Annotated in this window: 21 protein-coding genes; 8 read left to right on the top strand and 13 right to left on the bottom strand. The window is 47.6% G+C overall.

The annotated features are described in order from the left end of the window. Window positions 1-39 precede the first annotated feature (39 nt). Window positions 40-1596, top strand: a complete 1557-nt coding sequence (locus tag P403_RS0109415; protein ID WP_029332390.1) for a BCCT family transporter — start codon at window positions 40-42, stop codon at window positions 1594-1596. 75 nt (window positions 1597-1671) lie between these two features. Next, window positions 1672-2517, top strand: coding sequence for a metallophosphoesterase (locus P403_RS0109410; protein WP_235195190.1), 846 nt, complete (start codon window positions 1672-1674; stop codon window positions 2515-2517). A 37-nt stretch (window positions 2518-2554) separates the two neighbouring features. Here the strand turns inward: P403_RS0109410 and P403_RS0109405 are convergent, their stop codons facing one another. Together P403_RS0109405 and P403_RS0109400 are read right to left on the bottom strand one after the other, a co-directional pair. After that, window positions 2555-3049 (bottom strand): YwhD family protein, encoded by a 495-nt coding sequence (locus tag P403_RS0109405; RefSeq protein WP_029332388.1) that lies wholly within the window; start codon window positions 3047-3049, stop codon window positions 2555-2557. 68 nt (window positions 3050-3117) lie between these two features. Further along, complete coding sequence (locus tag P403_RS0109400) at window positions 3118-3645, bottom strand: hypothetical protein (protein ID WP_029332387.1); 528 nt, start codon at window positions 3643-3645, stop codon at window positions 3118-3120. 171 nt (window positions 3646-3816) lie between these two features. Here P403_RS0109400 and P403_RS0109395 point away from each other — a divergent pair, with 171 nt between their 5' ends. After that, window positions 3817-4002, top strand: a complete 186-nt coding sequence (locus P403_RS0109395) for a 2-hydroxymuconate tautomerase (protein WP_029332386.1) — start codon at window positions 3817-3819, stop codon at window positions 4000-4002. 89 nt (window positions 4003-4091) lie between these two features. Continuing rightward, window positions 4092-4721 carry an NAD(P)-dependent oxidoreductase gene (locus P403_RS0109390; protein ID WP_029332385.1) on the top strand — a complete coding sequence of 210 codons (630 nt, stop codon included), beginning with the start codon at window positions 4092-4094 and terminating at the stop codon, window positions 4719-4721. A gap of 80 nt (window positions 4722-4801) precedes the next feature. On the opposite strand, the gene P403_RS0109385 is transcribed toward P403_RS0109390, so the two are convergent. After that, window positions 4802-5146 (bottom strand): YciI family protein, encoded by a 345-nt coding sequence (locus P403_RS0109385; RefSeq protein WP_235195249.1) that lies wholly within the window; start codon window positions 5144-5146, stop codon window positions 4802-4804. Window positions 5147-5606: 460 nt separating this feature from the next. Here P403_RS0109385 and P403_RS16850 point away from each other — a divergent pair, with 460 nt between their 5' ends. Together P403_RS16850 and P403_RS16845 are read left to right on the top strand one after the other, a co-directional pair. Then, window positions 5607-6281 carry a helix-turn-helix domain-containing protein gene (locus P403_RS16850; protein WP_029330182.1) on the top strand — a complete coding sequence of 225 codons (675 nt, stop codon included), beginning with the start codon at window positions 5607-5609 and terminating at the stop codon, window positions 6279-6281. A 14-nt stretch (window positions 6282-6295) separates the two neighbouring features. After that, window positions 6296-7159, top strand: coding sequence for an IS3 family transposase (locus tag P403_RS16845; RefSeq protein ID WP_235195150.1), 864 nt, complete (start codon window positions 6296-6298; stop codon window positions 7157-7159). A gap of 217 nt (window positions 7160-7376) precedes the next feature. On the opposite strand, the gene P403_RS0109370 is transcribed toward P403_RS16845, so the two are convergent. From P403_RS0109370 to P403_RS0109360, 3 genes are all read right to left on the bottom strand, one after another. Then, the gene (locus tag P403_RS0109370; RefSeq protein ID WP_029332383.1) at window positions 7377-8555 is read right to left on the bottom strand and encodes a NupC/NupG family nucleoside CNT transporter; all 1179 of its coding nucleotides are present in this window, start codon (window positions 8553-8555) and stop codon (window positions 7377-7379) included. 123 nt (window positions 8556-8678) lie between these two features. After that, window positions 8679-9530: a phosphotransferase family protein gene (locus P403_RS0109365; RefSeq protein ID WP_029332382.1), complete on the bottom strand. Its 852-nt coding sequence runs from the start codon at window positions 9528-9530 to the stop codon at window positions 8679-8681. After that, the gene (locus P403_RS0109360; RefSeq protein WP_029332381.1) at window positions 9514-10833 is read right to left on the bottom strand and encodes an HD domain-containing protein; all 1320 of its coding nucleotides are present in this window, start codon (window positions 10831-10833) and stop codon (window positions 9514-9516) included. The genes P403_RS0109365 and P403_RS0109360 overlap by 17 nt, the downstream gene beginning before the upstream one ends. Window positions 10834-10979: 146 nt before the next feature. Between P403_RS0109360 and lipL the strand changes: the two genes are divergently transcribed. Both lipL and P403_RS0109350 read left to right on the top strand, forming a co-directional pair. Beyond that, window positions 10980-11804 (top strand): octanoyl-[GcvH]:protein N-octanoyltransferase, encoded by an 825-nt coding sequence (gene lipL / locus P403_RS0109355; RefSeq protein WP_029332380.1) that lies wholly within the window; start codon window positions 10980-10982, stop codon window positions 11802-11804. A gap of 13 nt (window positions 11805-11817) precedes the next feature. Then, window positions 11818-12666, top strand: a complete 849-nt coding sequence (locus tag P403_RS0109350) for a DegV family protein (protein WP_029332379.1) — start codon at window positions 11818-11820, stop codon at window positions 12664-12666. A gap of 564 nt (window positions 12667-13230) precedes the next feature. On the opposite strand, the gene P403_RS0109345 is transcribed toward P403_RS0109350, so the two are convergent. The 7 genes from P403_RS0109345 to P403_RS0109315 all read right to left on the bottom strand — a co-directional run bounded on the left by P403_RS0109345 (window position 13231) and on the right by P403_RS0109315 (window position 19814). Beyond that, on the bottom strand, window positions 13231-14757 hold the full coding sequence (locus P403_RS0109345) for an SPFH domain-containing protein (protein ID WP_034801109.1): 1527 nt from the start codon (window positions 14755-14757) through the stop codon (window positions 13231-13233). Continuing rightward, entirely contained in the window at window positions 14754-15275 is a 522-nt protein-coding gene (locus P403_RS0109340; RefSeq protein WP_029332377.1) for an NfeD family membrane protein, read from the bottom strand. The genes P403_RS0109345 and P403_RS0109340 overlap by 4 nt, the downstream gene beginning before the upstream one ends. Further along, entirely contained in the window at window positions 15265-15504 is a 240-nt protein-coding gene (locus P403_RS0109335) for a hypothetical protein (RefSeq protein ID WP_029332376.1), read from the bottom strand. The genes P403_RS0109340 and P403_RS0109335 overlap by 11 nt, the downstream gene beginning before the upstream one ends. 143 nt (window positions 15505-15647) lie before the next feature. Next, window positions 15648-16847, bottom strand: a complete 1200-nt coding sequence (locus P403_RS0109330) for a multidrug effflux MFS transporter (RefSeq protein WP_029332375.1) — start codon at window positions 16845-16847, stop codon at window positions 15648-15650. A 12-nt stretch (window positions 16848-16859) separates the two neighbouring features. Further along, the gene (locus P403_RS0109325) at window positions 16860-17993 is read right to left on the bottom strand and encodes a YfbR-like 5'-deoxynucleotidase (RefSeq protein WP_029332374.1); all 1134 of its coding nucleotides are present in this window, start codon (window positions 17991-17993) and stop codon (window positions 16860-16862) included. 58 nt (window positions 17994-18051) lie between these two features. Further along, window positions 18052-18807 (bottom strand): TerC family protein, encoded by a 756-nt coding sequence (locus P403_RS0109320; RefSeq protein WP_029332373.1) that lies wholly within the window; start codon window positions 18805-18807, stop codon window positions 18052-18054. Window positions 18808-18956: 149 nt separating this feature from the next. Beyond that, on the bottom strand, window positions 18957-19814 hold the full coding sequence (locus tag P403_RS0109315) for a TerC family protein (RefSeq protein WP_029332372.1): 858 nt from the start codon (window positions 19812-19814) through the stop codon (window positions 18957-18959). Between the last annotated feature and the right edge of the window lie 268 nt (window positions 19815-20082).

The following is a 20082-nucleotide window of genomic DNA, read 5'->3' as shown; positions in this document are numbered from 1 at the left end:
AAACAAACATGTAAAATTCGAAAGAAGGTGTTGACCACGATGGAAAATAATCGAAAAAGCAAGATCACGAACGTCTTTATTGTATCCGTCATTTTCTGTGTGCTCTTTACCATATGGGGAATCTTACCTGAATCACTCATTGGTGCCGCAAATCTTGGCAACGTAACAACAATCGCACAAAACTTTGTTACAAACGGCTTCGGCTGGCTCTACTTATTCGGTATGAGCGTCTTTTTATTAGTTGCAATCTTCCTCGTCTTCTCGCGTTTCGGTTCTATCCGACTCGGAAAAGACTCTGATCGCCCTGAATATAACCTGATTTCTTGGTTCGCGATGCTCTTTAGCGCCGGTATGGGGATTGGACTTGTCTTCTGGGGTGTTTCGGAACCCTTGACGCATTTCCACACACCACCGGTCGCGACAACCGACCCGACTGAAGCAGCACGTCTTGCGATGCGCTATTCATTCTTCCACTGGGGACTTCACCCGTGGGCACTGTACGCCATCGTCGCATTAGCAATCGCTTACTCGACATTCCGTAAAGGACGTCCTGCCACAATCGGCGATACTGTCGCTTCGCTTATGAAACCGAAATATGAAGCTGCAGGTAAAGGGACGGTTGAAGTTCTCGCGATCGTCGCAACAGCATTCGGTGTCGCCACTTCACTTGGACTCGGCGCCCAGCAAATCTCGGGCGGTTTACATTTCCTCGTCGGAGGTATTCCAAACTCGTTCATGACTCAGCTCCTGATCATCCTTGTTGTTTCAGTCCTTTATATGATTAGTGCTGCTTCTGGTCTCGATAAAGGTATTGTACGCCTCAGCCACGCGAACCTTGTTCTCGCGGCGCTCTTGATGGTCGGCGTCTTGTTCCTCGGACCATTCAGTTTCATCATGGATTTATTCGTTCAAACAACAGGTGCCTATTTACAAAACCTGCCGATCATGAGTTTCCGTGCCTCAGCCTTCAATCCGGACGAACGTTCATGGATTAACGGGTGGACGATCTTCTACTGGGCATGGTGGATTTCTTGGTCACCATTCGTCGGTACGTTCATCGCACGTGTTTCAAAAGGACGGACGATTCGTGAATTCGTTCTCGGTATCTTGCTTGTCCCAACAATTTTCGGACTGCTCTGGTTCTCTGTTTTCGGTGGATCAGCAATCTGGAACGAACTGTTCAACAGTGTAAACTTGATTGACACGGTCAATGATAAAGGTGTCGAAACAGGTATGTTCGCCTTGTTCGAGACGTTCGGTACGCTTGGTACGATTCTTAGTATCGTAGCTGTCTTCTTGATTACGACATTCTTCATTACGTCAGCTGACTCAGCAACGTATGTACTCGGAATGCTCTCTTCAGGCGGTAGCTTGATGCCAAGCCTTCGAATCAAATTGACATGGGGTGTCATCCAGTCTTCGATCGCAGCTGTCTTACTTTATGCCGGTGGGCTCAGCGCTCTCCAAGCTGCCGCGATTTTAGCCGCCTTCCCGTTCATCTTCGTTGTCGGGATGATGGTCATCGCCTTGTTCATTGATTTGTATAACGAACCTGAAGAAAAGAAAGCATCTGATGATTTAAAGAAAGAAGCATAATCATGTCAGGCACCTCTTCCGCAATGCGGACCGAGGTGCCTTTTTGGTATGCTTAGTGAAGAGAGGAGTGAGGTCTTGCGCGTCAGAAAACGCTGGTTCGTTTCATTAGGGGTTCTTGTCTTAGGCGGTTGGTTTTTATACCAAGAAAATAATGTGATTGAAACGACCGCAATCACGATTGAATCAGAACGACTGCCAAAAGCATTCGATGGCTATACAGTCGTCCAAATCGCTGACTTACACGGGAAATCCTTCGATTCAAAACAAACGAAGCTACTCAAAAAAATTACTCAAGCACGGCCTGACCTCATCGTGATGACCGGGGATTTAATCGACTCTCGCCGAAACGGAGAAGCCGCTGCGCTGACTTTGATGAAACAATTGACTGCGGACTATCCTGTCTATTTCGTCACGGGAAACCATGAAGTTCGTCGCAACTTGACCCTTTTACCGAAACTCGAAGCGATTGGTGTACAAATTTTACGGAATACGGCAGTCTCGCTCGAATATAACGGTGCAAACATCACTCTACTCGGCATCGACGACCCAACGACGACACGCTGGAGCGAAGGTCTCCAAGAGTCTGACGGAACTCGGAAAAGCCTCGCTTCCGCACAAGAAACGGTCGATCCATCGACATTTCAACTCTTACTCGCCCATCGTCCGGAATATGTACCGCTCTATGCGGAGCGGCAAATCGATCTCGTTCTGTCCGGTCATGCTCACGGCGGTCAAATCCGACTTCCTTTCACAGATGGCTTGTATGCACCTGGACAAGGATTTTTCCCGAAACGGACGGCCGGTCAATACACAGTGGATACGACACAACTCATCGTCAGTCGCGGCCTTGGTAATAGCCTTTTCCCGTTCCGGTTGTTCAATCGTCCGGAAATCGTAGTCATCACTTTAAAATCACAATAAAAAATCGCCGCCTCCTAGGAGACGGCGATTTTTTTAGTTATGCGAGTGCATCATGTAACTCAGGCTCTGCGTTCGCCCACATTTCCGGTTTATGTGTCATCAGGAATTCACGAAGCAGTCCTTTTGACGTATCATCCATCTGATCAACGACGATACGTCCCTTGAGTGACTTGTCCATTTTATTGACGTGATCAGCTAAGATTTTAAACCCGCGCCGTGCTTCGACGTCGACTAATAAATCGCACGCTGCGACGCCTCCGTAATAAAACCCTTCTGGCTTACGTCCTACCGTGACCCAAACGATCCAGTACAGTTTCCCATTCGGTGCGTCCGCTCGATCCGTCGTGAACTTAATCCGCTTCTCAATTGCTGCTTTCGCATGCATGGCACCCATATCGATGTATGCTTCGCCGTCCTCTGGTGAGATGATGACCGGTGACATACTGTTCAAACTGAGTGTCCCGACACCAAATCCACCATGTCCGTCTGTTGAATTATCTGAAATGATATTGAAGTTAATCTTCTTTTCCATCTTTACTCGACCCCTTTTACAGCTGTTGCTTCTATCATACCGCATTCAACTGCTGACGCAAGTCCCGCTTAGCGTTTCACTTGTTCTAGCTGTTCTTTCGTCACACGCCGAATCGTCGGCAGACGGAGACATTCAAGTGAGCTCAATTCTTCATGCGCAGGTGGATTTGATTCTTCCAAGCGCGTCAATGCCCGGTCGTAAAGTGTCTGTGCCGCACGACCAAACAAAATCACGCGTTCAAGCGACGAGCAACGAGACCGAATCGCCCGCAGTTGTTTAGCAAGCTCTCGGACACGCTCCTCGACTTCTGCTTCAATCGCAGGCGGTAACTTCCGATTTTGGAACAGGGGCTTAAAGCGGTCATCCTCTTCAAGTAATGTCACCATTCCATACCGTTTCGCTTCTGGCGTACCGACGAGTGCTGCTAATTCTTTATCCGTCACGAGTCGACCAAACGGAATGCTCTCAGCAAAAACGACTTCTGCGACTTCCAAACCTTTCGTCCCCGATAGTGGATACGTCGTGTCTTCTGGTAATGTCCGGTCGAAAATAAGCAAGGTATGAATCTTTTTTCGTATAACAGCTTCCATTTCCATTAGTATCACCTCTTCATCCTAAGTTTTCCTCTCGACTACTTCTCTTTTATATGCCCCCACTCCTGTCTTATACCCGTCTTTTCGTGTTTCGATGTCGCCGTTTGACGGCTCCCCTGCTCCATACGGTATACTGAGGGCGTATTGCCACTATGTTTTTAGGAGGAACGATTTATGCCTTACGTTACCGTTAAAATGCTTTCAGGACGGACTGTCGAACAAAAACGTGCACTGATCGAAAAAGTAACAGAAGCTGTCTCAGAAACAGTCAATGCTCCAAAAGAAAACATTACCGTCTTCATCGAAGAAATGGAAAAGACGGACTATGGACAAGCAGGCGTCATGTTTGCCGATAAATAAGGAACTACAAAAGGATGGACGATGCGTGTTGCTCGACCATCCTTCTTTCTTATACCTATAACACCATGAACGAGAGAGGATGAATTATGATGGCAACGCTTAGCCTTTTAGGGGCAACGGGACGGACAGGGCGCCCCTTGCTCGATTTATTGTTACAAGCCGGTCACAATGTCCGCGCGCTCGTCCGCTCGACCGATCACATGTTACCGGAGCACCCGCAATTGACGATCATTCAAGGAGATGCAACGGAAGTAACGGATTTAGAAAACGTCATTCAAGGTTCATCTGCCGTCTTCAGTTGTCTTGGTACGGATCAACAACATGTTCTTTCAACAGCGATTCCCCATCTCGTCACAAAAATGAAGGAACAACAGATCGAACGGATTATCTTCATCGGGACAGCGGGGATTCTCGATGCCTCAGAAGAACCTGGGAAGTACCGCTTCCAGTCAAGCGAATCGCGCAGACGCTCGACGACTGCTGCCGAAGATCATTTGAAGGCATACTTGACGTTAAAGGATGCTGACGTTGACTTCACTGTCATCTGTCCGACTCAATTGACGGAAGACGATGAAATCAATGATCTCTTAATTGAAGCACCCCGCTTCACACAGGAGACAGGACCGATTCCTCGCCGCAACGTCGCCCGTTTTGCTTTTGAAGCCTATCACGAACATCTCTTCAGTCGTAAGCGCGTGGGGATTGCTTCCCATCAATGATTTCAAAAATCAACATGACGATAAATCCAGCATGCCTGACGGCGCACTGGATTCATCGTCATGTTTTAGTTTGCTTACTTTCAATCAAACACTTGTCGTAGTTCAATTTCCCCTTCACCGTGTCCTTGCGGATCCGGCATCCGCATCGCCCAGTCGATTGCTTCTTTTCGTGACGCAACATCGATCAAAATAAATCCAGCAATCAATTCCTCTGTTTGCATGAATGGCCCTTCCGTAACGATCGGTCGATCTCCAGGTCCACGATAAGAAAAGCGCATCCCGTTCGAACTCGGATGGAGTCCTTTCGCCATCACATGTACCCCTGCATCGCGTAACGCTTGATTGTACTCGGACATCGCTTCCATAAGCTCAGGACTTGGACGCTCACCCGCTTCTGCACGCTTTGATCCTTTAACGATCAACATGAATAGCACGTTCAGCATCTCCCTTCTCGAAAGTCTCTGCGATGATGTACTATTTATTTCCACCATCCCCTTCTCCGCAAACCAAGATGAGTCTAACCAAATCAATTCTTGTGACGGATGTTTCCGACATCCTTGCTTTCCAGGTAAGACTGGGGAGAGCAACGAAAATAGATGACGCTTGTCTGGCCCACAATTTCTTCTTCCACAATCTAAAATACCCACCGACAACGATGTCAGCGGGTAGAAAAACTCTTATGAAGCGTGAACATTCGCTATCGAGACGGATTGTACGCTAAACCGTCTGCGTTCCTCGATTTTCCCACATGGTATTCCCTAAAAAGCGTCACGGTTCGTTGACTCCTACGGGAAAAGTGCGTTTTTAACGCACTTTGATATGCTCCCCAAAAAGTAGACAGTTGAAATAAGAAAAACTGTTTACTTTTGAAAGGAGCTTTTTTCTATGTCCAAATTCAAGCGTTCCGCTAGTGAAAAACTATATGCCATCCAAACTTATGAAGAAGGAGTGTCCACGTTGTGGGAAGTCGCAAGACTCTTCGGGGTCACACAATCGACCCTACTCAGATGGAGACAGATGTATCGTCAAGGCGGTATCTCAGCTTTGGAGAAACGGTCGGTATGCACGAAGTATTCCAATGAGTTTAAAGAGCGAGCCGTACGCGACGTGCTAGAAAAAGGTGAGCCCGTCATGGACGTCATCATAAAATTAAACATCTCCAGTGCAAGCGTACTCAGACGTTGGATTTCAAACTATAATGGTCGTAGTGAAGACACACTACTAAAGGAGCGATTCGCTATGACCAGAGGAAGAATCACGACATTCGAAGAACGCGTTAGTATAGTCAGCGACTGTCTTAAAAATGGAAAGAAGTATAAAGAAACTGCGAAGACCCACCGGGTCTCCTACCAACAAATCTACAAGTGGGTTCAAAAGTATGAAAAGAATGGGATTGACGGACTGATGGATAGCCGTGGACGTACGAAACCGTTTGAGGAACTGACGGACGTGGAACGCCTCTCCATCGAGATGAAAAAGATTGAGCAAGAGAACGAGCTTCTTCGAATGGAAAATGAGTTCTTAAAAAAGCTAGAGGAGTTCGAAAGGGGGAGAGGTTAGACCAAGTCCGAAATTTGGATAAGTACAAGGCTATACAATCGTTGGCGGACCAGTTCGGCTATTCGATTGTCGCCCTCTGTCGTTTTGCGGACGTATCCCGTGCTGCCTATTATAAATGGTTAAATCGTGTACCGACGGTACGCGAAGAAGAGAACATCATGATCATTGAAGAGCTGACATCTATTCATGAGTCGGTAGATGGAGTCTATGGATGTGAACGAATGGTCTTGAATCTAGATCGCCAATTTAACAGAACGGTTAATCATAAACGGGTTCGTCGCTTGATGCGAATCGCCGGCATTCGTTGCGTCATTCGTCGAACACGACCGAAATATATGAGAACCATACCCGGACAAACGGCAGAAAATCTTCTGAATCGTGAATTCCATGCGGAAAAACCGAATCAGAAATGGTTAACAGATATCACGGAATTCAAATACGGCACCTCAAAAAAGGCTTATTTAAGTGCAATTCTCGATTTGTATGATGGATCAATTCGTTCATTTGTGCTAAGTCGTTCGAATAACAGTCAGCTCGTCTTCGATACGCTAAAACTCGCCTTGGATGATGATCCTGGTAGCTTCCCTCTTCTTCATAGTGACCGTGGGTTTCAATATACGTCAAATGCCTTTCATCATATGACTCAACAAGCTGGGATCACACAAAGCATGTCCCGTGCCGGTAAATGCATCGATAATGGTCCAATCGAATCTTTTTGGGGAGCGCTAAAGTGTGAAAGCTACTATCTTCATACATTCGAGGAGTTCGATGAACTCCACGATGCAATCCGACGCTACATTCGATTTTATAATGAGCTGCGGTATCAAAAACGATTAAACGGCTTAAGTCCGCTGGAATTCAGGGCTCAAGCCGTTTAAAAAATTTATATTATTTGACCTGTCTACTTGACGGGGAGCAGTTCACTTTCAGAGGCAGGCAAGACCCTGCTCATTGTCCGTTAGGATCAAGGAGCAACGGCTTGCGCCTCACCCGAGGAAAGCAACGAATAAAGACGCTTGTAGTTCCGAAGATCGACTTTTTCCACAATCTAAAATACCCGCCGACAACGATGTCAGCGGGTATGTTAAGTTCTCATTAGATGATGACACTGACGACGATTGCTGTCAGTACGCTGACGAGCGTCGCACCATACAATAATTTAAGACCAAAGCTCGCAGCGACACTACCTTGACGATCGTCGAGTCCTTTAACTGCACCCGCGATAATCCCGATTGACGAGAAGTTCGCGAATGAAATCAAGAAGACCGATACGATTCCGAGTGTACGCTCTGAGAATTCTTTCGTGTATTCAGGAAGACTGAGCATCGCGACGAATTCGTTCGTGATCAATTTCGTTGCCATGATGCTACCAGCACTGACTGCTTCTGCCCATGGAACACCCATGATGAAAGCGAATGGTGCAAAGATGTAGCCGAGAATTTCTTGGAACGAGATACCAAGAACCATCAAGAAGATGTCGTTGACCATCCCAATCAATGCGTTGTATCCGATTAACATCGCACCGACGATGATCGCGACTTTAAATCCATCCAAGATGTATTCGCCGAGCATCTCGAAAAACGTTTGTTTCTCTTCGACGATTTCCAAGATATCTTCGTTTGGATCGACTGTGTACGGGTTGATGATTGAAACAATCATGAATCCACCAAAGAGGTTCAAGACGATGGCCGTAACGACATATTTTGGTTCCACCATTGTCATGTAAGCACCGACGATTGACATCGAAACGGTCGACATCGCCGACGCACACAATGTATAGAGACGGTTTGCCGGTAATTTACCGATTTGTTTTTTGACTGTGATGAAGACTTCAGATTGACCGATCGCTGCCGAGGCGACGGCGTTGTATGATTCAAGTTGTCCCATGCCGTTAATCTTCGACAAGACAAATCCGATTCCGCGCATTAAGAGCGGGAGGATTTTTGTGAACTGTAAAATTCCGATCAATGCTGAGATAAAAACAATAGGAAGAAGAACGTTGATGAAGAATGGCTGTGCCCCTTCATTCGCAAGTCCACCAAAGACAAAGTTAATTCCGATTGCTGCATAACCAAGTAACTTTTCAAAGACACTCGCTACACCGCGGATGATAATATAACCGAACGACGTGTTCAATAAGATGAATCCGAGAACGAGCTGAAGCACTAGCATGACCGCAAGCGGTTTCAATTTGATACTTTTACGATTGCTGCTGACGAGTAGAGCTAGTCCAAAAACGACGACCAGTCCGAGTAACGCGATTAAATATTTCATGAAGTACCCCTCAATCTATTAGTTGTTTATCAGTTGTACATAAGTACGATGTCTGACGTTTAATCTCTGTCCCAAGTACTAGAATAATCAACATTCGTCAGAACTGCAATAGGTAAAGTTCATTTAGTAACCGCTTTCGTTATTTTCATAAACTTTCAAGACAAAGTTTTCCAGGCGTTTCCGAACATTGTCCTGACTGAGGTTTCGCTTTCCATATGCCTCCCACCCCGGAAAAACAGTAATTGTTTCGGGTCCAAAATCAAAAACAGCACTTAAGTCCCATCTCCGATCGTAAGTAAGCCCGCTCATCGCCTGATAAAATTTTAAAAACCGGTCCGCAACTTCGACAGACTCGAGTAAAGTAAGGTTCAGCCGACAATGCGCCACGTCTGCTTCAATCGGTCCAACACATGCATTCACCCAATCAACTACGTTATACTTTTCCTTTGAATCGTATAACACATTAACCGGATGAAAATCACGATGGATGAACCGAATCTGTTCACTAGACGCTGGTGCTGTTGCACTTGCCCAGTCCCAGGCGGCGATTTCGGTTGCCCAGGTCGGAACGTCACGGGTATTGCTATAGGGTTTATATACATACGAAGTTTTTGGGACCGGTAAGCGATGAATTGCGACTAATGTCCGTGCCAGTCGCTCCACGTACAGATCGTCAAGTGGCGTAAGTTGCACCACCCCTTGGACATACGTCATCTGAAGCCAAGGTGGTATCTCACCCTCCCACTCCTCTTGATAATTGAGAACGTTTGGTGAAAGCGAACCCGCTGCTTTTAAAGCAAAGACCTCGTGCGCGACGAGGTCTTGTTCTTGTTGCAGCCAGTTTTGGTTGGTATGGATCCGGATAACACTGTCGCCCGCCCGTACGACGAGCGACGAGGTCGCCCCGGGTAAAACTTCCGTCTCAATTCCGGATAACCCGACCTGTTCTAAAATCTGCTCAATGACTCGTTTCATTTGAGTATCCTCCGAGCAACAGTTGATCAATCTGCATCTTTTCATTAGCGAACTCACGTAAGTCATACAAGATTTCTTGCGGATAAAACAATTTTTCATCCGTCTGTCTTGAATTCGCGATCGCTTCGACGAGTGGGGAGACTTGTGAGATTTCTTTTTTCTGCCCGTCTTTCATTTGGAGCATGATCGGCTGTTTACTAATTTCTCCGTTCTCTCCATATAAATCATACGGAAGGCGACTTAATTTATCTTCTAACAAGTAATATGCCGGATCGAGTCCGATTTTATTGAACAGTTCTGCTAGTCTTTCATGGATTGCTTCCCGTTTTTCTGGTGGGTAGTCGACGTACTTAAATAATTTTCGATTGACGAACCGACGGGACAAGTCACTAAGAATCGCATCGTGTTCTTCCATCCATTGTTGGAAATAGAAATAAACAATCGTTTCATCAAGCGCCAGGTAATTCTTCAACGCCATCGTCCGGTCGAATAACGGAATCAAATGAACCGGATGGATGTCAAACACATAACCCGAGGTATACAGTTCCTTCGCCCGCTCGAGAATCGCTTTTAATAAGTAATCGCTCGATCGTGTGACCGGGTGCAGATAGACTTGCCAGTACATCTGATACCGACGCATGATGTAGTCTTCAATCGAGTGCATGCCTGATTGTTTGACGACCATCTGATTGTGTGCCGGACGTAAGACACGCAACATGCGTTCTAAATCAAACTTCCCGTAACTGACACCGGCGAAATGGGCGTCACGCAATAAGTAATCCATCCGGTCGACGTCGAGTTGCGAACTGATCATCGTCACGAGCAACTGGTTCGGATGCGTCTTATTGATGACGGAGGCGACTTCTTCCGCAAACCCTTCGCCAACTTGATCGAGGACTCGTTTGATTTCCGTATCCCCGAGAATGATCCGTTCCGTCCACTCCTCGTGATCGACACCAAAGACATTTTCGAAGGCATGGGAAAACGGTCCGTGCCCGACGTCATGAAGCAAGGCGGCGACGAGCGTCAGCTCGCGGTATTGGTCATCCCAGTCAGCCCGGCCATTAAAGACATCAATCAGTTGACGTGTAATCTCATACACACCAAGCGAATGATGAAACCGCGTATGCTCCGCTCCGTGAAATGTCAAAAAGGATGTACCGAGTTGTTTAATCCTGCGGAGGCGTTGAAACTCCTTCGTTCCGATCAGTTGCCAAATCAATTGGTCGCTGACATAAATATAACGATGAACTGGATCTTTAAAGACCTTCGTTTCTCTTAATTGACCTAGTGACTGATACATGTCATTCTCCCCTTTGTCTGGTCGTTCTCTTCGTTGTTTTCAATTTAGGGGCAGTCTGTTCCTGTCAGACCATCCGCTTATTACATAAAGTTTACACCGGCTGTGCTATAATGATGTCGCAAATCTACAAAAAAAGGAACGAGCCAATGGGAATCGAACTCTTAAAACAAGAACAATATCGTATTTTTGATCAAACGTCACTCGGAACGACATTTCATGCCACCCAATCGTTCGCAATGGACGACACACTTTGCGCCTCCGTCGCGACAGAAGGTGCGGCAATTCGTTCTTGGGTGCACCACGAAACGGTCGTCCTCGGAATTCAAGACGCCCGTCTGCCTCACTTAACAGAAGGAATCAACGTCTTGCGTGCGCATGGTTTTCACCCCGTCGTCCGAAATTCGGGCGGACTCGCGGTCGTTCTTGACGCAGGTGTCTTGAACATCTCGCTTGTCCTACCAGAACGGGGCGGCATCGATATCGACAGCGGCTACGAAGCAATGCTCGCCCTCGTCCAGCACATGTTCAGAGACGAAACCGACGCAATCGTCGCTGGCGAAGTCGTCGGCTCATATTGCCCCGGCTCTTACGATCTTTCGATATCCGGTAAAAAGTTCGCCGGGATTTCGCAACGACGTGTCCGCGGGGGTGTCGCCGTTCAGATTTATTTATGTGTCAACGGAAGCGGGAGCAAACGCGCAGCGCTCGTGCGCGACTTTTATGAAGCCGCCCTGCAAGGCGAAGAAACAAAATTCACGTATCCCGTCATCATTCCGGACACGATGGCTTCTCTTGAAGAGTTACTTCAACTTCCGCTTACGGTCGAAGACTGTTTACTCCGTGCTTACCGTGCTTTGATGGCACTCGGCACACAGTTAGTCCCGTCCGTCCTCGATGAAGTCGAAAATGAACGATTCGGTGTAAACCTGGGCCGGATGCTCGAACGAAACGAAAAAGCCCTAGGTAAGTAAAGGAGAGAACACAATGGTACGATTTATTACCGATAGTGGTGCCGATGCACCGCAAGAATTATTAGATGCCCATGACATCACAATCATGCCGTTCGGTGTATTGATTGGAGACGACACGTATTTTGACGGCGAAACGATTTCGCCGGAAGAGCTCTATGCTAAAATGCGTGACGGTGCTGCGCCAAAAACTTTCCAAGTCGAGGTCACGCGAATCGTGGAAGTCTTCAAAGCGCACTTCGAACAAGGAGAACCGTTCCTCTATCTCGCCTTTTCAAGTGATTTATCCGGCACCTATCAAACGGCAACGATGCTCGCAGAAGAACTCGCCGAACAATATCCCGATGTTCCGTACGCCGTCATTGATACGAAAACAGCATCGACCGGTCAAGGACTCTTCGTCCTCGACGTCGCGGACTTCGCAAAAACACATACGTTTGAAGAAACAAAGACCTATGCGGAACAAAAAGTGAATTCGATCCGTCACTTGTTCACGGTCGAATCACTCGAGTACCTGATGCGTGGTGGTCGTGTATCCCGTGCGAGTGCCTTCATCGGTGGATTATTGTCGATTCTTCCGCTCTTGACGGTTGAAGACGGTAAGTTGATTCCGAAAGAAAAGATCCGTGGTCAGAAAAAAGTCATGAACCGGATTGTCGAATGGATGGAAGAAGCGCGTCCGATGATTGACGGACACCGCATCATCATCGGTCACGGTGACTCGATTGAACGGGCCGAGATGCTCAAACAATTGATTGAAGCCCAGTTTCATCCGAGTGAGATTCTCATTACCTTCGCTGGTGCTGCCATCGGTTCCCATACTGGACCGGGTCTCATCGTCATTGCGTATGATTTACCAGCTTAAGTTGCATTCATTTTTTCTTTTACAACATAAAGACTCGCCTACTCGAATGAGTGAGCGAGTCTTTATGTTGTAGACAACCGCTTATGAAAAGTGAAGGTTTTCTTCGGTCTGCTGTTGTGTCGCGCTTCCCTGTCTCGCCTCGTCTTCAAAGCGGCAATCGGTCGCGCCGCTACAGCGAAGCTGCAGGGTCGCGACCGGTTGCTTTTCGCTTTAAAAGCGATTCGAGACGGATTGCGTCCTAAACCGTCTGCATAACTGGCTTTCCGTCATAGTGTTGCATAAAAAGCGTCACGTTTCGTTGACTCCTGCGGGAAAAGTGCGTTTTTAACGCACTTTCAGAGGCAGGCAAGACCCTGCTCGTTGTCCGTTAGGACCAAGGAGCAACGGCTTGCGCCTCGCCCGAGGAAAGCAACGAATAAAGACGATTGATCTCCCGATAGCACGTTGTCTACAGTCTTTAGATGGAAGAAGGTTTTATCCCCCTACTACGTTATCTATATGCTGAAGCGACTCGCACACCTGAAGTGCACGAGTCGCTTTTTTTCGAATAGCCAATCAATCTTCTTATCCTTCTGTTTTTGTTCCTGCCGTCACCGGTTCCCCTTGATTCAAGTTGACCGTCAACGGTTTGGCTGTCCCTTTTCCAGAAAAGTTCTCAATCAATTCTTTGACATCGATTCCGGAAGAAGCCTTCAACGTCTCTTGAAGTGACGCCATCAAGTCCGTCGCGTAACCCGTCACACGGTTCGCACCGCCACCTTCTCCGCTGCCTGTATCGACGACGGTGATCTTATCGATGTTACCGAGTGGTGCTGCGATTTCTTTCGCATATTCCGGCATCATGCGAATGACCATGTCGAGAATCGCCGCTTGTCCGAATTGTTCGAACGCTTGGGCGATCTTCTCTTTTGCTTCTGCTTCCGCAAGACCTTTCAGGCGGATGATGTCCGCTTCTGTTTCCCCTTGTGCCCGCTCGGCGTCGGCTTTCGCTAGACCATCAAGGCGAATCCGTTCTGCATCGGCTTTCGCTGACGCTTCAATCCGGTATTTCGTCGCATCGGCTTCTGCATATTGTTTCGCCCGGTCCGCTTGTGCTGCCTGTTCGATCGAGTACCGATCGGCATCGGCACGTTTTTTAACTTCTGCGTCGTACTGTTTCTCGCGGCGGAGAATTTCACGTTCTTCGAGTTCGATTTGTTTTTGCCGCTCGATGATTTTGATTTGCATTTGCTGCTCTGTGACTTCTTGTTGCGCGCGTGCATTTTCAAGATCGTACGCTTGGTCGGCTTTCGCCTTCGCGATGTCTTGTTCGCGACGATAGTCTGCCATCTTCAGCTGGTTTTCTTTTTCCGCTTCCGCGATTTCAGTCGCGCGCTCGAGCTCTGCTTTTTTCGCATCTTTTGAAGCTTCCGCCCGCTTGATCCGCGTTTCTTTTTCAGCATCCGCCGTCGCGATATCAGCGTCACGGCGTACTTGCGCGATGCGTGGTTTCCCGAGTGATTCGAGATAACCGTTTTTATCGCGGACATCTTTAATCGTGAACGAGACGATGATCAGTCCCATTTTCGCGAGATCTTGTGACGCGACACGTTGCACTTCTTGCGAAAATTTATCGCGGTTCTTATAGATTTCTTCGACCGTCATCGATCCAAGAATCGACCGCAAGTGACCTTCGAGGACTTCCCGCGCCTCACTTTCACGGTCTTCCTTTGATTTCCCGAGGAATTGCTCGGCTGCCGTCGCGATTTCCGAAATCGAGCTGCCAATTTTAATGATTGCCGTTCCGTCCGCCATGACCGGAACACCTTGCTCCGTATAAACTTCCGGCGTTGTTACTTCGAGCTTGCTCGACAGTAAACTGAGCGGTGTCGCCTGTTGAAAGACAGGCAGGATGAATGCTCCGCCACCACGAATGATTTTAACGCGGTTACCGGATTCGTCGGTATTGACACTTGGACTATTTCCGAGATAACTCCCCGACACGATTAACGCTTCTTCTGGTCCCACTGTCCGATACTTCGTGATAAATAGAGCAACAAGCGCTAAAATGAGCGCGCCGGCGATAATCGCCACAATAATAACTGGATTCACGTAAACATCTCCTCTTTCCATTGGTTCGGGTAGGTCATGACGTGCGCCACCCCTTGTTTGATTTCAATGATGATGACTTTCGTTCCTTGGTCGAGTGGTGGTCCTTCAAATAAAACGGCTGATTTTGAAATCCGTCCGGAGACGTCATCGACTAAAATTTCTCCATATCCGTCACTCGGGATTGATAAAACGACCGTTGCACTTCTACCTTCTAGCATCTGCTCGGAAAAACCTAGCGACTGCTCGGCTTCGGCAAGCGGTACAAAAATGAACAAGTGCACTAAGGTCGTCAAAATAAGACTAATGAATCCACTGAGCAATAAGATCATCAATGAGCTCATGGCTGTTAAATGCTCGAGTCCGAATCCGAAAGCAGATGTTAAAATGACGAATGATAAAATCAACGTCGGATGAAAAATTTGATCGACGCCCGGAACCAGGTCCGAGAACACGACCGATAACAAAACGCCACATCCTGCTGCTGCCAGTGCATAGAGATACAACGTACTAACGTCCATCTTCTGTCACCTCGATAAAAGCACTCGAGCCATACAGCTGATGATAAATCCGTTTGTATTCATGCCGATTTTCTTCATACAGCAGGTGTGCCAGCTCACGCTCACGCGGACTGGTGTCTTCTTGCAAACGTCGTGCATACTTTTTCTGTGCCGCGTAATGACGCGCTAGCAAACTTTCGAGTGCTCCTTGACTTGGCGTGGCCGCGACAGGTTGACGTCGTTTTCTCATCTTCGTGCTCCTTTCCTGTTTAATCCGTTCAGTTTTATGTACGCTAGTTTTTGGAAATGGTTTCAAAAACCAATTTCCTTTTTCCATTTATCACGCAAATAAACAAAAAAACCGAAGAGCAATGCTCCTCGGTTTTAATCCGTTTACTTTTTCCGTTTAACAATCAAAACATAATAGATGACGAGTGCTGCACAATCGAGTGTCATAATGATCAACCCCATCGGTAAAGCCGAGTCCTCGCCCATGATTCCGACGAGTGGTGAAACGAGCGAGCCGACGAGCATCGGCAAGAGACCGAGCAAAGCAGATGCACTCCCTGCCGTCTTCCCGTAGTTTTGCATCGCAAGTGTAAAACCAAGCGTCGAAATCAGACCGACGCTCGAGACGACAAAGAATAATGGAATCATGACAAAAATTAAAGCATCGGATACGGTCAGGCCGAGGAACAACAAGATGCTTGCCGTCGCAACAATCATTAAGGCAATCCGCATCAATTTTTCACTATCGACGCGACCGGCGAGTCGTCCGGCGATTTGAGCCGCGATGATGATTCCAATCCCGTTCAGACCGAACAGGAAACTAAACTGTTGCGGACTCGCACCGTAAATGTTTTGTAAAACGAACGGCGAACCGGAGATATAGGCGAACATCGCCCCCATGACGAACGCTTGGGCAAAGGCGTAACCGATGAACACACGGTCTGTTAATAAACGACCGAACGTCCGAACCGTCGTCGCGAGGTTTCCTTCGACCCGGTGATGCACCGGCAGTGTTTCCGGTAGCCGGAAAGCAACGGCAAGCAGCATGATCGTACTTAAGATAGCCAGTAAATAAAACACCACATGCCAATCACCGAACCGTAAAATTTGTCCACCGATGACTGGTGCTAAAATCGGAGCCGTCCCGTTGACGAGAGATAAAGCAGCAAAGAACTTTGTTAGTTCCGGTCCTTCAAACAAATCACGGACGATCGCACGCGAGATGACGATGCCGGAAGCACCAGCCGCTCCTTGCACAAAACGAAGTGCAATCAACACCTCGATCGTCGGAGCAAACGCGCACGCCAGCGAAGCGAGGAGATACGCGACAAGTGCGAGCATCAATGGACGTTTGCGTCCACGGACATCGCTAAGCGGTCCGACAATCAATTGACCGAGTGCCATGCCAAGCATACATGCCGTCAAACTCAATTGAATCATCGACGCGCTCGTCCCGAACGATCGGGACATATCAGGGAAAGCCGGTAAATACATGTCAATCGAAAGTGGACCGAGAGACGCCAGCGATCCTAAAATCAAAATCAAGGTAAGCCGTTTCGTTTTTACGAGTGAAACATCTGCCATCCGATTTCCTCCTTAAGTCGTTACATAATCCAAGTCGTGCAAGACGTAGGCGAGGAAAAAGACGACAGATGGATTTTCGTACGCCGTCTGGACTTTCTTCAGTTGCGCCCGGTAGCCTGTCTCATACTCCACTCCGTTCAATTTGCGCTCCATGTTCATTTTAATCAACGCATCGAGCTTATCGACGACGTCTACCATCTGTCCTTCATACGTATCATCTTTCGCTTCGACGAGAAAACGATGGAATTCCGTTCGCATCACGTCAGGTAATAATCCAATCAACGTCTCCCCTTCTGCCCGTTCGTAAGCCTCAAAGGCAGCTGCCGTGATTGGTGTCGCATGTTTGACCGGCCCGAGGACATCCCCTGTCGTCCCTTCGACTAAATCGTGACAGAGCAAACGCGACACGACTTCAGCCGTATCGATCGTAACCCCGTACTTTTTCGACTCGATCAAACCGTTAAACAGACCGAGTGAAGCCGCCCGAAACGCATGTGTCGCGTCATTGTCATCAATCGTATTGAAGCGGCCTTTCCAGCGTCGGATCGTATCCATCATCAAGGCATTGTCAATGAAATGTGCCATCTCGTCTTCGGCAAAGACGGATGTCGTCAAACGACGGATGGAATGTAACGGGTGTGCGAGTAAATAGTTTTTCAGTTCAAGCGTTTTTGCTTCAAAGAACGGTGACGCCGTCATCCGTGCTTCCCGTCTTGCGAACAACATCGCGTCGAACGTATCAATCGCTTTAACGATTTGCCCTTCAATCGTGTCATCTTCGGCATGGACGAGATAGTCTGTAAATTCTGTTTGAAGCGATTTCGACAGTAAAGCGACGAGCTTCTCACTCGCCTGTTGCTCCATTGCCTGAATGTGATCATGAAGTGTCGGCTCTTTTTTCGTCCGGTGTTTGATTGGACCGGTGATCACTTCGTTCATATCGTGAAACAGTGCTTTCCCTAATAAGCGCAGGCGATCGATTTCAACCGGTTGCTGCTCTTGTTCGATATAGCTCGCCATTAAACTAAATAGAGCGACGCGAAAACTATGGCTCGCAGCATTGTCTTGAAAACGCGGAGCATACTCATCCCAACGTGGTACGTTCTGCATCCGTGTCAGCATCCGAATAAAGTTACCGTTTTGCATGAAATCTCCCCCAAAATCAAAAAGGACAGAGGAGTTGTGACCCTGTCCAATTTTTGTATTATTTTTCTTCTTTGACACCACTTCTGAACCAGCCGATGACAAGAATCAGTCCGAGAACGACCCAGAAAATCGTCTGCCAGAGCGTGCTTTCCGGAAACTCGTGCGGTAAGACATGAATGGTTGGGTGTGCAAGCGTCATGATGACGAGCTTAACTCCGACCCAAGCGACGAGCCAAAACGCTGCTTCTTCAATCCCTGGTCGTTTTTGAAGTAAAACAACAAACCAGCTTGCGAAGTATCGCATGATGACAAGTCCGATGATCCCACTGAAGAAGACGACCCAAAATTGTCCCGTATTCAGTCCACCAATCATCCCGCCGACCATCGGTAATGTCGTCGCCATGGCAACGGCCGCGAGTGTCGAATCGACGGCAAACGCTAAATCAGATAGTTCGACCTTGACAACCGTCCACCAAAAATTCGGCGATTCTTTTTTGGATGTCATCGCATCCGGTATTTGATGTTTGTTTGATCGTGCTTCGACAATTCCTTTAAAGGCGACATAAAAGAGATACGCTGCACCAAGTGCCTGTAACTCCCAAACAGTCGCTAAGTACGATGCAAAGAAAATCGCGATGAAACGAAGGACGAGTGCCCCGATTAGTCCGTAAAACAACGCTTTTTTTCGTTGATCATCCGGTAAAGGACGAACGAGTACCGCCATGACCATCGCATTATCAGCCGACAGCAATCCTTGTAAGATGATCAGGACGAGCCCGACCGTCGCATACTGCGTAATTAATCCAATATCCATAAAAACGAATCCCCTTTTTGTTCACTAGGTTCATTATAATGCCACATTCAGAAAAGAAAAAGACGGAAGACTTGAATCCTGTGTTTCTATCTTCCCCCTTTTTTCGGAGTTCACACTAAAAAAGGCCCTCCAGTTGGAGAGCCTTTCGCTTAAAGATGTTGATCCACTTTTTTCTCAGCATCTGGATTCGGTTTTGTTTTCGGTGAAGAGAACCAACCCCAAACTGCGAGACCAACCATGACCGTCCAGAAGAACGCTTGCCATGGCGTACTGTGAGCAAAGCCTTCCGGCAACTTCATCGCTTCGAAGATTGTTCCTTCGATTGATGCATGATATTTCGGGTGCTCAAGGGCAAGAACGGCGAGCTTGACTCCGACCCAAGCGACGATTGCGAATGCCGCTGTTTCAAGTCCAGGACGTTCTGCGAGTAGTCTGACGAAGACACGCGCTGCAAAACGCATCAAGACGACCCCCATCAAACCACCTGTCAGGATGACGACGAAATGTCCAGCATTCAATCCACCAATTTCATTTGTCCCCCAGTCAGGTAATGCGACGGCGAGGGCGACCGCTGCGAGAATCGAATCGACGGCGAATGCAAGATCAGCGAATTCGATTTTAACGACTGTTTTCCAAAACTCCGCTTTTGAGACGGGTTCATCCGATTCCGGTTCTTGATCGAGCTCACTGTCTGCCCCATGGTTTTCACCGAGCCGTCGCGCCTTGACCGTTTTATAAATATGCCGTAGCCCCATGATGAGCAGGTATGCCGCACCAAGTGCTTGAATCTGCCAAATATCAACGAGGAACGAAATCGCGAACAATGCCGCGAAGCGGAGGACGAACGCTCCTGCCAATCCATAAAATAAAGCCTTTTTCTGTTGTTCGCCTGGTAAGTGTTTTACCATGACGGCGAGGACGAGTGCATTATCTGCCGAAAGTAGTCCTTCGAGTGCGATTAAAACGACGACGACCCAGGCATATTGAAGTACTAACTGCCAATCCATCTACTTCATTCCTTCCTATCTTATAAGTTTCACAAAGGTATTAACTAAAAAAAGATTTACACGTTCATATGAACATATACTATCCGATTCAGTACAGACTTGCAAGTGTCCCTTATGATGAGTTTAGCAAACTGTTGATTCTGAGCCTTGCTAGTTTCGTTTTGTTAGCAGTTCATGATAAAATTCATATCAACAGTTCAACATAGTGCAAACACATTTGCGGAATCATCAGAGTTGCTCGTCTCTAGCATTCCTGTCATGTTATTAC

Origin of the sequence: Exiguobacterium oxidotolerans JCM 12280 (assembly GCF_000702625.1) — a bacterium.
Classification (GTDB): Bacteria; Bacillota; Bacilli; order Exiguobacteriales; family Exiguobacteriaceae; genus Exiguobacterium_A; species Exiguobacterium_A oxidotolerans.
This window is presented reverse-complemented; position numbering and strand designations above follow the sequence as displayed.